Source organism: Legionella dresdenensis (assembly GCF_042649825.1).
Classification (GTDB): domain Bacteria; phylum Pseudomonadota; class Gammaproteobacteria; order Legionellales; family Legionellaceae; genus Legionella_C; species Legionella_C dresdenensis.
Map to the genome: position 1 here is coordinate 94,226 of NZ_JBHSAB010000002.1, position 12,911 is coordinate 107,136.

Genomic DNA, 12,911 nt, shown 5'->3' on the forward strand with positions numbered 1-12,911 from the left:
GCTACATTTGTGATGTTAAATGGTTAGTTGCGTTGTTCGTTGTATTGTTATTCTGGATTGGGGTGAAAAATCGCGGGCAATGGGGCAGGTCAATGCGTTGAATCTGTGCGCCGAGCGCTGTTAATTTACGGATTAAATCCTCGTAGCCCCGTTCTATCAAATGAATGCCGCTGATTTGGGTGGTTCCCTGGGCTGCCAATCCTGCACACACCAAGGCTGCGCCTGAGCGTAAATCCGTTGCTTTGACCCTAGCTGCTTTTAATTGTTGAACTCCCGTAATGCGCGCGGTATTTTCCTCTATCGTAATTTTTGCTCCCATTTTCAGTAATTCCTCAACGATTTGGAATCTGCTCTCAAACAGCGTTTCACATAAGACGGATTGCCCATCGGCAATAGTAGCCAAACTTAGGCATAGTGATTGCAAGTCGGTAGGGAAGCCCGGGAAGGGTTGGGTAACAATATTGAATGCTGCACTTTTTACATGTTGCATGTTTATCTTAATGGAATCAGTACCACATTGGATCTCGGCGCCTGCTTCCAGCAGCAGCTTAAGTATGGTTGTCAGATGTTGGGGATTTACATCTTTGATAGTGATGCATCCCTGAGTTATGGCAGCAGCGATTAAAAAAGTGCCTGCTTCAATCCGATCCGGGATAATCGGGTATTGGCTGCAACCATTTAGTTTTTCTACCCCAATGATTGTAATCGCATCGGTTCCTGCTCCCTTAATATTGGCGCCGAGTTGGTTTAAAAAATCAGCTAAGGCAACAACTTCTGGTTCTCGGGCAGCATTTTGAATACAAGTTTCCCCATCAGCCAGGGATGCGGCCATGATTGCATTTTCAGTGCCTGTTACGGTTTTTTCTTTAAAGTGGATGGTATTTCCCTTCAGCCTGCCAGTCTGGCGTGTACATATTAAATAATTGCCTTCTTCAATAATGTCTGCTCCCAATGCCTTTAAGGCCATAATATGGAGATCAACAGGCCGTTTGCCAATGGCGCAACCTCCAGGTAAAGGTAAAATCACTTTGGGACAGCGTGCCAAGAGAGGCCCTAACAAAACAATGGAGCCACGGATTTTGGAAGCGAACTCAGCTGGGATGTGTGGTTCAAGAAGCGGTTTATGCGTTATCTGAACTGAATTATCTCCGATATAAACCCATTGCTTACCAATTGCTTTAAGACAATTTAACAGAAGGCTAATATCAGTAATTGCAGGCAGATTATCCAACTGTATTGGCTGATCAGCTAGTAATGTTGCCGCTAATAGAGGCAAGGCTGCATTTTTTGAACCGCTAATTCGAACTTCGCCATGCAAGGCAATGCCACCGGTTATCTCATATACCGAGTCAGTTTCTGTTATGCTCAGCCTGGTATCATCTGTTTTCCAGTTGGTATTGGTTGAATGGCGGGTTTTTTGCATTTTAAACTTGTTTTATTAAATTCATAATGGCTTAATAATTTTCATATTGTACTATATTTGTAGTATCAGATCAATTAACTTCTTGCACAGAGCCATTTTTGTGGATACACATTCTTAATGTTTTCTTAAGAAATACACTATATTATATTGAGCCTCCAATGGTTAATAAATGATGATTTTGTAAATGCCTAACACATTACATACTGACCGTACCTCAGTGCCAGTACTTGCTGCAACTCCAGGCGATTTAACCAACGAAACTGAGGTAGAAGTTAAAAGCGGCTTATTTGTATCAGCTACTCCTCCGCCAGTAGAACCGTTGCTTAGCCCAAATCGAATAGATGTTGGGGGCAATAATCCTATGGAATTAAGCGATGCTCCAAAGCAAGAAATCAGTGAAATGTCGCCAGCACTTGAATCCATGCCGATTGAGGGGCTAACAAACTCAGCTGAAAATAATAACGTACAAGAAAAATATGCTCTTTTAATGAGTGGATTAGCCAATATGACGGCTAATTTAAACCTCGGAAAACTTAATCCTGTTAAGCGAACATTAGCTGAGAAATTGCCAGAGCCTAAACCTGTGCGTAGTAGATCAGATTTTGCTCGTGCACAAACAGGATATACTAAAGAGCAAAAAAAAGCGCATAGAAAACAACAAGCAGAAGCACTGAAAAAGACAAAACTTCAAGAAAAAGAAAAAAAATTGTTAGACACACTATTAATGAAGGTAAGAGTAGATCCTGATACAAGTTTACAATACCAGAATTTTATTAATAAATTAGATGAAGCGCTTAATCAATTAGAGTCAAAATCTTATAACGTACTCGGTGCCTTTTCATCTTCTGCCGAATATTATTTTGATTCTAGTAAGGAAAGCGATCAAAACTGTTTCGAGTTTATGCAAACGCTATTAAGTTATCCTGGATCTGATGAAATTATTAAGAATTCGCTCATAAAAAAATACCTGGAGACTGGTAAAACGGCTGAACCAATTAGTCCAAATAATATTTCTTTCGTGAATATAACAATAGGAAAAGCAGAAGATAAATATTGCTTAGTGGCTATTTCCAGTTATGAAAAATGTACTGAAGAATTTAAGTATTTAATAGAACAAACTCTTCTGCGGTTGAGTATATCAAGCTCAGGTCATACGTTTATTATGTTAGAGGGGGATCCTGACCGCATTAGTCTGATTATTGAACGAAGTCGGCAGCAAATACCCGGAGCTAAGTCTGTAAGACACACGATGAGGCCATGCTCAGAAAAATTCTTTGTTCACTTTCTTGTAAAATTATTTGGACTTGTAAGTCAGGAATTGAAAGTGGAGGGTATTACAAACTCTTTATTCTACGGTTATAGCGATGAAATAGACTATGGGGTTAAGAAAGCGCCATTTCCTGATGAAGCGCAAAGTAAGATTACCATTCAAAATATAGAAGAATATATGTCAAAACCCTTTAGTAAAGGTAATCGAAGAGAAAGACTATTAATTGGAAATAGACAAGTTTCACTAGAGTTGATACCTTGTTGTGTGAATTGTCAGGCTAATAAGCCATCCGTTGCCAATATTTTGATGACGGCGTATGGTTTTAACCGTTTTGAAAACAATCCTTATCGCGATCAACCTACTTCACCACTTGCTAATAGCATAGCTCAATTTTCACGGCCGCAATTTAGTAAGTATCTGTCCTTAGAGGCAGAAGACGTACCACTTCTGGTTGCTGTTAGTGCAATGGAAGCGGTTGATAACCTGCAACCGTCTTATTCTCCAGCGTTCTATCCAAAGAGTTTAGCAACTACAACAACCACTTCTCATAAGCGGCAAAAACCTGAAGATGATAGTGGTCAAAAAATGACTGAATCAGATGAAAAAAGAGCAAAAATATAGTATTATTTTTATGAAAGTTTTTTTAGGAAAAAAACCGTATGCCGTTAAATGACGAAGATTTTGATATAAAACTCTACCTGGAAAAAATGGCTGGTAATGGTGTAATTCACGATTACATATTACAACAGAACGTTTTATCTCCTGAGGACATGCTGTATTTTATTAATCTATTGGCAGAGAATAACGAGAGCGCCATTCCTAAACCTTCTGTCTGGGCAAAAAAGTACAATACCTATCCAGAAGTGTTATTTAGTACAGGAAAGATTGCAGTTCCCAATACCCACACAGAAGGCTATGATAAAATAACGGAAGCGTTATCTACCTATAAAAAATCTTTTAAAAAAGAAAAAGATAATTTTCAGAAATTCATGATTTATGAAGCGGGGGGGCATTTAGAGGGTTTTTACGATAATTTTGATGAAAGTAAACCTGGAGTTGTTTATTCGTTTGAAGATGATGAATTCATCGACTTTATCTTTTTAAAACTGACTACAGATTTTACTCAAATTTCTGTAAAAACAGATAATTCTAAATTATTAGACTATAGTACGGCCTTTAAAAAAGGTGATAAACAATATTCATATTCAGTAACTAAAAATAATGAGGGTGAAAGTCATCCACAATTAGAGTTTATATTTTCTTGTGAAGATGCGAAAGTTTATAATATAGAACTCGTTGTTACAAAAAAATTGCTAGTTACACGTGATGGTAAAGAATATTATCAATTTAATTTAAGTTTTAATTCTTACAGTGAAAACTCTAAAAACTCAAGTGGTTTACTGCTTGGGGATTTCCATAGATTTTTAAGAAAAATCCCATTAATAATGGGTTTTTTTGCCAGAAATAACATCTTTGCTCCTTTTCCCGGTATGCACTTGAGTTATTTTTTGGTCAACAAACAATTTGATGCTGCAGTTAAATATTGGGCTCTCCTGCTTTCACTAGATGCCGCGAATGATACATGCCTGCTTGATGAAGAAAGTATATTTGATATTAGCAGACAATTATTTTATTTTAAAGAAAGAAATATACAAAAAAAAGACAATACAGCCGCTATTGATTACTGGATAAAATTACTTGACATTCAGAATTTCAAACCCCCTTTTTACGCTCACAATATTACCTATACCCACTTTAAAGTACTTAATCTGTTACTCACTGCTCATATTGAAGCTCTAAGTGCCGGGACATATGACGGGGAGCTTGAGCTTATAAAAAATTTAATTTCTTCAGGAGCTATGTTATTTGAGAATAATCATAGCATTTCGGCGCCTTTTGTTCAGTTTAATCGTATAAAAAAAGAGGATTTCAAAGAGCTTGTTGCCCAACAACTGGAACTTTATAAAAATACTTTTGCAAGTTTATATAAAGAAGTTTTACCAGCGGATGAATTTGAAAGTCTTGAGAATAATTGCGAGCTAATGCTTAAACAAAAAGAGAGCCTGTTTGAGCTAACAGCTCCGGATGACACGGTTACTAGCGATAGTGAATCTGAGTCCAATAATTATGAGAATTCTGATGACATTAGTTCTTATTCTGAAGATAAGGAAGATACAGATGATGTGGTGATGGAAGACCTATCAGAAAAGACATTGGAAGACTTCAACCAGCTATTAGAAAATGAGCAAGAAGGAACAATTGAATATTATCAGCGCAAATACGAACGGGCAGTTTACTACAGTAAAGCAGAGTCTTTTAAAGAAGCTCGCCAGGATCTGCTTGAAAATATCAATGGCTTAAGGCAATTACTTAATGATCCGGAATTTGTTGCTCTGCATGGCAATATCTATAGCGATATGGTTATTAATCTTCACTTACTGGGTCAAAATTATTTTGAACATGATGCTTTAGCAAAACTGGATATTGATGAAGAGCATGAGGTTGAGTTAGCGCAAAAAATCATAAGAACGATGCTGGTTACTGGGGTAGCTAATCAAGATAACCAGGATTTGCACGATCTTGGTATAAATAATGAGGTGAGTAATTTATTGGTTATGGCTTGCCAGGATGACGCGTTTTTTACACCTGCAGAATCTATAGCTTATTTGAAAAAAGCTCAAGCGCTACAAAATAATATGGAAGTCATTTTGACGTTAGCTAACGCATATTTAGCTGATGGAAATCCTCAAGAAGCAATCGTTGAAATAAATGAGGGCTTAAAACTATTTAAATCAGATGATTCAACCTTGGCTGAAGTTTATTATGTATTAGGAAAGTGTAATTATTTAATAAAAAATTACTCTGCAGCTCATCATAATTTTTTAACTGCTCAAGACTATTATGGGCAGAACATTAGTGAAAAAAGTTTAACTAATTTAATTTACTTATATGCATTAACAAAAAATAATCCTATGCAGGGAAGAAGCAGGGAATATTCTCGTAAGATCAGGCTGACATTTAATTCTTTATACCAGCAATATGGGGCTGAACAATCCGGGCAGTTCCTCCGTATTCTTTTTACCACCGCTTTTCCAGCTGAAAAGGTATTTGAAAACCTCCATGAAAAAATTGTTAAGCATTTAAATGTCTTAAATACTACATTGATTGATTTTACAGCTGAAAGTAATGATGAAGAAGCATTTGAAATCAACTCGGAAAATGCTTTGGAGGATCTCAATAAGCGATTAGAAAATGCAGGAAAAGGAACCATTGGCTATTGTCAGCTTAAATATCAGCGGGCGTCTTACTACAGTAAGTTAAGGTCTTTTAAAGAAGCTCGGCAAGATCTGCTTGAAAATATCAATGACTTGACGCAATTAGTTAATAATCCAGACTGCGCTCATTGGCACAGCAATATTTATGTCGATTTAATCATTAACCTTCATCTTCTGGTGCAAAATTATTTTGAGCATGACCTTTTAGCCTTATGTGAGGTTGAAGAGGCAGACGAAATAGAAGCGGTTGGCAACGTCATTAAATTTATGTTAGTTAATTTGGTGATTCCACAAGACAATAACCGATTGCAAAACTTAGGTTTAGCCCGATATGTAAATAACTTATTGATTATGGCTTGTAAAGATGGAGAATTTTTTACCCCGGACGAAACAATTACTTATTTGCAAAAAGCTCAAAATCTAGAAGATAGCATTGAAATTACATTGGCTTTGGCTAACGCGTATTTAGCTGTTAATAACCCCCAAAAAGCAATGGCTGAAATAAAGGAGGGTTTAAAATTATTTAAACCGGATAATCCAATCTTGGCTGAAGTTTATTATGTGTTAGGGAAATGTAATTTTTTAACACAAAAATACCGTGTAGCTTATCGAAATTTCTTAACTGCCCAAGCCCATTATGAGAAAGAGCCGAGTGAAGATAACTTACCAAATTTAATCTATTTATATGCGTTAACTTTAATTTCTGATAATAAAATCCAATTAGATAGCAGTCTTCGTAAACAAATGGTTTTAACCTTGGAGACAGTTTATGAGAAAAATAGTTTTGAACGCACTATTTCATTGATTAATACATTATTTGAAAAATACCTCCCTAACCATACAGTATTTGCTGAGATACATACTAGAATAAAGAATACAATAACTAAGCTTAAACAGCAGAGTGACAGTAATTTTACTTTTAAAAATAGGGGTATACCTCATCCTGTATTTGTTATGCCTGAAAGCAAGACAGCTTCATTGCCTGATAGTCATGAGGATCAAAAGCACACTTTAGAATGATGGGGTCTAATTGATTTGTACACTCCATAGGACCGTAATCCGGGTTTCATTTTGTTGCACTACTCTCAAAAGTAAAAGCAAACAAACGGATCCCCGGTGATTGAGCCTTGATAGTGACATCAGCATCAACCATGTTTGAATTACTGACAATTTCATACAACCTGTTTTCAGTTATGGTTAATTCCTTTTCTTTACCACTAACCAACACCGTTATTTTCCCGGGCGTCGGCTTTCCGTTGGCAATGACCAGAAAGACCTTTTGAGCCTGATAATGCAAAGTGATCGCAGCGCCGGCAGACTTTGCTTCAATATATTGTGGTTTTGCCAGCCATGAGCCTTGTAAAGCCCAATGGTGTAAAGGAGGCAGTAACGCGGACGATTGATTTTGCGCCCGCGCTGTACCCAGATAGGTTTCAGGTGTTTGTTCACGCGAAATAGGCGGTTCGGCTGCGTTAAGATTGTTTTGTGGGCTGAGGTTTAATAAATAACGGATATTATTTTCAGTAATATCGTACTCGCCTTCCCCAAAATGGATATAAACAACCTGACCATTACGGTCTATCAGATAATGAGCCGGCCAGTAGTGATTGGTATAATTGCGCCAGGTGGCAAACTGATTATCCAGCGCTACAGGATAAGTGATGCCAAATTTTTTTACTGCCTGCTTTACATTATCCAGATCTTGTTCAAACACAAATTCAGGTGAATGTACCCCAATTACAACCAGGCCATTGTCCTTATATTTCTGATACCAGGATTTGATATAGGGCAAGGTGCGGATGCAATTGATACAAGAATAAGTCCAGAAATCAACCAGCACAACCTTTCCTTTCAGCTTCTCAATAGTAAGCGGCGGCGAATTAATCCAGTTGCTAATTCCGCTGATCTCGGGCGCGGGGTAAGAAAGGGTTAAACCATTAAGTAATTTATCCTGACTTACAATTTGTTCAGTAGCCTGATTTCGAGTTGCTACCCATTCGCCGACATTAAAACCCGAAAGGCCAAACAATGCGAAAATAATGATTAAGACCCCCATGCTGCGCCGAATGGCGGTGGTGTGCCTGGTCAGTTTTGTCAATTGCTGACTGAATATTCGACCAAAATAACCGGCGGTCAGCATCGGAATGCCTGCGCCAATACCAAATGCCAAGATAATACCGATCGCCTGCCAGTTCGTTTGAGCCTGAATGACCTGTAACAGGGCTATGGCGAGAATAGGACCGGAGCAGGGCGTCCAGACTATCCCAATTAATGCACCCACTAACAGCGCGCCTCCGGTCTGCTCGGAAAAGCGATTTTTACTCGCCTGTTGCGCTTTATTAGCAATAGAGTTGGTCATTGCGGCAAATTTTGCTTCAAGAAGCGGGATTATCATTACCAGGCCGAATACCAGCAGAAAAAAATAGGCCGCAGACTGAATCTGATCAAGCCGCAAACCAGTGGCTATCAGCAATTGCCGTGAAATCAGGGAAAAGAATGTAAAACTTAAGATAAAGCCAATAATAATCTGTAACGGCCGCCATCGTCCGCCAACCGCTGATGCTGCGAAAATCAATGGCAGCACTGGCAAGATACACGGCGAGAAGGCAAGACCTAACCCCTCGCCAAAGGCGAGTAGGGTTTGGGTAAGATTAATCATAATCAATCCCGTTTTAGTTAAGATAACAGTATAGGTCGATAAACCTTAAAACGAAATGCAACTCACCACCCTTTTATAGTGTATACTTTGCAATTTTACACGAGAGTCCATTATGTCTTCTTTACCCCGATGCCCCCAATGTAACTCATCATATACCTACGAAGATAACGCCATGTTGGTTTGTCCTGAATGCGGCCATGAATGGTCAATGACCGATATTGCAAATGATTCTGACGACAGCATAGTTACTGATGCGCACGGTAATGTATTGAACGATGGCGACAGTGTGACTGTAATCAAGGATCTGAAAGTTAAAGGCTCTTCATTGGTGGTTAAAGTCGGTACTAAAGTAAAAAATATTCGACTGGTCACCGGTGATCATAATATCGATTGTAAAATAGAGGGTATCGGGCCAATGAAATTAAAATCAGAGTTTGTGAAGAAAGTGTAACAATTGTTCCTATCCAAAAACTGAAACCAGGGTTCCGGTCCTGCGGATCTGCCTTTTGTGCCGGACAATTTTTGTAGGATGGGTTGTTTTGACCCAACAAATTTTATTATAAAGCACTCCAGATATGAAAAGTGATTGAAGATTGGTAATGTTGGGTCGGAACGACCCAACCTACACGTAATACAAAAAATTGTCCGGCACAAAGCGGCTGCACCCAGAGTAGATTTGATCATAAACCTTCAGGCAGTTTCTGCCGGCAAAACCAGACTTGAGACCCCTATCGTTGCTCTTTGCATGATTAACCCGTGTTAGCCCAATAACAATAACCATTAATTAACAATCAGTTAACTTTTATTTTGATTGTATAAAGATCAATATGCTCCTTTATGGCATGTCATTTGCTAATAAAAATCAGTATTTCCAAAATTAAATCAATGTATTAAGAGTAACACTATATGGGGGAACACTTAACCACTATTAACTAAAATCGCTTCTACTTAACGCATGTTTGTGATGGACAGGGAATAACTCACAAGGAGAATTAAGTGAAACCTCAGATCTCGCGCTTTATATTTATGGGCGATAGTTTAAGTGATCGCGGAACATTGGCTAAACGTTATATCCTCGGCTGTATTCCGATGGATAAACTAGCGGGATTAAGAGGATATTCGCCTCTTGGACGGTTCACAAATGGACTTGCCTGGAGTGATCATATAGCCGCAACGATTATTAATAAATTTATCATTGAAGACGCCCATGCCCGTGGCTTAACAGATTGTTGCGATATTGCCGATGCCGTCATTAATGATGATCAGAGAATAAGAAAATTACGGAAATTCAGTTATTCACTGGATGATAACCTCTATGTAAAATACAAAGATCGCGATTTTGTCAGAAACTATAACCAGGGTGGTTTAACCGCGCATGATTATAGCTGGCTTCCCAGCACGAGCGTTACCCGTTTTTTTACCCGATTAATTGTTGCGACTCTTGAAGAAATGCGGCAACAACTTTTCGCTTATGATCGTGCCCAGAAGATTTCTAAAGAATATAAAGCGGAAACGCTGGTTATCGAATGGTCAGGGGCGAATGACCTGATCACAGTCAATGATCATCCGTCAAAAAGAGTAGTCGATAAGGCCATTGCTGCCAGGCGAGAAAACATGGAGCAATTGGTCAAGCATGATTACCGTCATTTTGTGCTGTTTAACCTGCCTGATTTATCCTTGGCGCCGCGCTACCAGGCGCTTAGTGAAACAGAAAGGGCGAATGCTCATCGCTGGTCAATGTATTTTAATCAACAACTTCAAGCTCTGCTTGAAGATTTAACGATTATGTACCCACACTGCTCATTCCATTTATTTGATGTCTGTACTTTATTTACTGAAATCTATAATAATCCGGAGCGTTATGGATTTGAGCGGGCGAAGCTTACTGTACCCTATAAAGGTTCGGCTGATTTTCATATTAATCCAGATTCAACTTCAGCTGCTAGCGGATATATGTTTTGGGATGATGTCCATCCGGCCGCCGATGGTCATTCACTTCTGGCCGCAGGCTTTTATGATTTGTTGGAGCTTCTTTATAATTTTTCAACACCTGCGCCACAACCAGCGCCATTATTACCGTTGGTAATCAGTGAAGACAAGCTGAATAATGCTTATGTTCGGCGGTATCAGGACAAGGTTGGGCAGTCGCCGCATGGTTTTTTCAGCAAAACGCGGGCAAGGACGCCAAGAAGAACCCCGCAGGATGAGCCGCTCATGGTGATGCATAACATACTGACAGAGTCTGATAGCAGAGAGCAGAGTGAAACGGATTTACAGTTGCTCGATGACTGCCTGGTGAAAGCCAGGCAAGGCCGGGCGCCTAATATGGCATAGTGAGCAGAGGCCTGCAATCGGTGCAGGCCTCTGAATATACGGAGAGCAGGCTGGCTGGCGAGTTATTTTTTTAATTTATAGGTCGGGTATTCCGGCACCCAGATGTGCTCTTTAAGACATTGCTCAATTTGCTCATCGCTACGGAAATCGGCCAGACCAGATTTCACGGCCTCTTTAGCTACGGCAAGCGCCACCTGGTAAGAGACTTCGCGCACGTCTGTCAGCGGCGGTAACAAATTGGCTTTCGGATCGTGACGGGCAGGAGAGCAGCTGGCGAGCGCTTTTGCTGCAACCATAAACATTTTATCGGTGACGCGTCGGGCCTGAATTGCAATTAAACCAAGGCCCATACCGGGGAAAATATAGACATTATTGGTTTGATCGACTCTGAATGGCTGGCCATTTTTAGTGATATTGCCAAATGGACTTCCGGTACCGATAACTGCGCGATTATCTGTCCAGGCCATTAAATCATCTGGTATGGCTTCACTGTGGGTAATGGGGTTTGATAACGGCATAATAATAGGTTGCTTAACATGGGATGCCATTTCCCGAATCAAGTGCTCGTTAAATAATCCGGCTTGTCCTGAAACACCGAGCAAGGCATTAGGATGAAGGTTTTTAATCACTTCGGCAAGGCTGATATTGCTTTTATCTGCGCATTCCCAATGAGCAAGGCTTTGTTGTGATTTTAATAGTTTTTGCTGAAACGGCAATAAACCGGTCATGCCTTCCTGCAGCAGGCCATACCGATCAACCATGTAAATCTGGTCACGCGCTTTTTGTTCGCTGATGCCGTCTTCCATCATGGCATGGACTATGAGATCGGCAATTCCGCAGCCAGCAGTTCCCGCTCCAACAATAACAATTTTCTGTTCATGTAAAGGGATGCCGGTAACCTGAACGGCTGAAAGCAGCGTGCCAGTGGCAATGGCTGCGGTTCCCTGAACGTCATCATTAAACGTACATAATTGGTCACGGTATTTATCCAATAACCGGGTTGCATTTTGCAGAGCAAAATCTTCCCATTGCAGTAATATATTGGGGAAACGTTTTTTTACCGCCGTAATAAAGGCTTCGATAAAATCATCATAATCCTGGCCGCGGACGCGTTCATGACGCCAGCCGATATATAACGGATCGTTAATTAAATTGGTATTATTGGTTCCTGTATCAAGCAGTATGGGCAGAGTTTGAGACGGATGTATGCCAGAGCAGGCGCAATATAAAGCCAGTTTTCCGATGGGAATGCCCATCCCGCCCGCGCCTTGGTCGCCCAATCCCAGAATGCGCTCGCCATCAGAAACGACAATCGCTTTAACGTTGTCAAAGCGAGGATTTGCCAGGATCTCATCAATGCGGTCTTTATTGGGATAAGAGATAAAAACCCCACGCGGACGGCGATATATATGGCTAAATGTCTGACAGGCCTCACCGACAGTAGGCGTGTAAACGATGGGCATGATTTCGGTGATGTGCTCATCCACCAGGCTGTAATAAAGAGTTTCATTAGAATCTTGCAGATCACGTAAATACATATATTTTTCAAGATCGGTTTTTTTGTTGGTAAATGCTTCGTATGATCGCGCCCGTTGCTGAGTAATCGTGCTTTCTTCTGGCGGCAATAAACCGTGCAGTTTTAGTTCAGATCGCTCTTCGCCGCTGAATGCTGTACCTTTGTTAAGAAGGGGGTTAAGAATTACTGCGTAATCAGTGACATTGATTTCCTTGATATTTTTAGCCATTTGCCGCCGCTCCATATGCGATTTGCATGTTTTAACAATAGTAGTATTTGGCGGATTTGACAAGAAGGAAGAGGGCGGAATTTATATAACTCAAGAAGGTTGGGCTGTAAAGCCCATGGCCGTCAAGCTAAGCCAGGTACACAGGAAATTAGAATAGTAAATGTACAAAATTCCTTAACTGCCTGCTATGGGTTTTACAGCACAT

The 12,911-nt window shown here is 40.0% G+C and carries 7 protein-coding genes; 4 read left to right on the plus strand and 3 right to left on the minus strand.

The window, feature by feature from the left end; genetic code table 11:
- Position 1: 1 nt before the first annotated feature.
- Positions 2 to 1,423 carry a UDP-N-acetylglucosamine 1-carboxyvinyltransferase gene (murA, locus tag ACFORL_RS03160; protein ID WP_382341025.1) on the minus strand — a complete coding sequence of 474 codons (1,422 nt, stop codon included), beginning with the start codon at positions 1,421 to 1,423 and terminating at the stop codon, positions 2 to 4.
- Positions 1,424 to 1,607: 184 nt separating this feature from the next.
- Here murA and ACFORL_RS03165 point away from each other — a divergent pair, with 184 nt between their 5' ends.
- Both ACFORL_RS03165 and ACFORL_RS03170 read left to right on the plus strand, forming a co-directional pair.
- Complete coding sequence (locus tag ACFORL_RS03165) at positions 1,608 to 3,314, plus strand: hypothetical protein (RefSeq protein WP_382341027.1); 1,707 nt, start codon at positions 1,608 to 1,610, stop codon at positions 3,312 to 3,314.
- A 38-nt stretch (positions 3,315 to 3,352) separates the two neighbouring features.
- Complete coding sequence (locus ACFORL_RS03170) at positions 3,353 to 6,988, plus strand: hypothetical protein (RefSeq protein ID WP_382341029.1); 3,636 nt, start codon at positions 3,353 to 3,355, stop codon at positions 6,986 to 6,988.
- A gap of 46 nt (positions 6,989 to 7,034) precedes the next feature.
- Here ACFORL_RS03170 and ACFORL_RS03175 read toward each other — a convergent pair whose 3' ends face one another.
- On the minus strand, positions 7,035 to 8,627 hold the full coding sequence (locus ACFORL_RS03175; protein ID WP_382341031.1) for a cytochrome c biogenesis protein DipZ: 1,593 nt from the start codon (positions 8,625 to 8,627) through the stop codon (positions 7,035 to 7,037).
- A gap of 112 nt (positions 8,628 to 8,739) precedes the next feature.
- Here ACFORL_RS03175 and ACFORL_RS03180 point away from each other — a divergent pair, with 112 nt between their 5' ends.
- A complete protein-coding gene (locus ACFORL_RS03180; RefSeq protein WP_382341033.1) occupies positions 8,740 to 9,078 on the plus strand; it encodes a zinc ribbon domain-containing protein YjdM in 339 nt (112 codons plus the stop codon).
- A gap of 545 nt (positions 9,079 to 9,623) precedes the next feature.
- Positions 9,624 to 10,961, plus strand: coding sequence for an SGNH/GDSL hydrolase family protein (locus ACFORL_RS03185; RefSeq protein WP_382341034.1), 1,338 nt, complete (start codon positions 9,624 to 9,626; stop codon positions 10,959 to 10,961).
- 62 nt (positions 10,962 to 11,023) lie between these two features.
- Here ACFORL_RS03185 and ACFORL_RS03190 read toward each other — a convergent pair whose 3' ends face one another.
- Positions 11,024 to 12,706 carry an NAD-dependent malic enzyme gene (locus ACFORL_RS03190; protein ID WP_382341036.1) on the minus strand — a complete coding sequence of 561 codons (1,683 nt, stop codon included), beginning with the start codon at positions 12,704 to 12,706 and terminating at the stop codon, positions 11,024 to 11,026.
- Positions 12,707 to 12,911: the final 205 nt, after the last annotated feature.

What these genes read in the sequence shown, in the direction of transcription:
- murA (WP_382341025.1), bottom strand. Translation starts at nt 1,423, where the DNA reads ATGCAAAAAACCCGCCATTCAACCAATACCAACTGGAAAACAGATGAT.
- ACFORL_RS03165 (WP_382341027.1), top strand. Translation starts at nt 1,608, where the DNA reads ATGCCTAACACATTACATACTGACCGTACCTCAGTGCCAGTACTTGCT.
- ACFORL_RS03170 (WP_382341029.1), top strand. Translation starts at nt 3,353, where the DNA reads ATGCCGTTAAATGACGAAGATTTTGATATAAAACTCTACCTGGAAAAA.
- ACFORL_RS03175 (WP_382341031.1), bottom strand. Translation starts at nt 8,627, where the DNA reads ATGATTAATCTTACCCAAACCCTACTCGCCTTTGGCGAGGGGTTAGGT.
- ACFORL_RS03180 (WP_382341033.1), top strand. Translation starts at nt 8,740, where the DNA reads ATGTCTTCTTTACCCCGATGCCCCCAATGTAACTCATCATATACCTAC.
- ACFORL_RS03190 (WP_382341036.1), bottom strand. Translation starts at nt 12,706, where the DNA reads ATGGCTAAAAATATCAAGGAAATCAATGTCACTGATTACGCAGTAATT.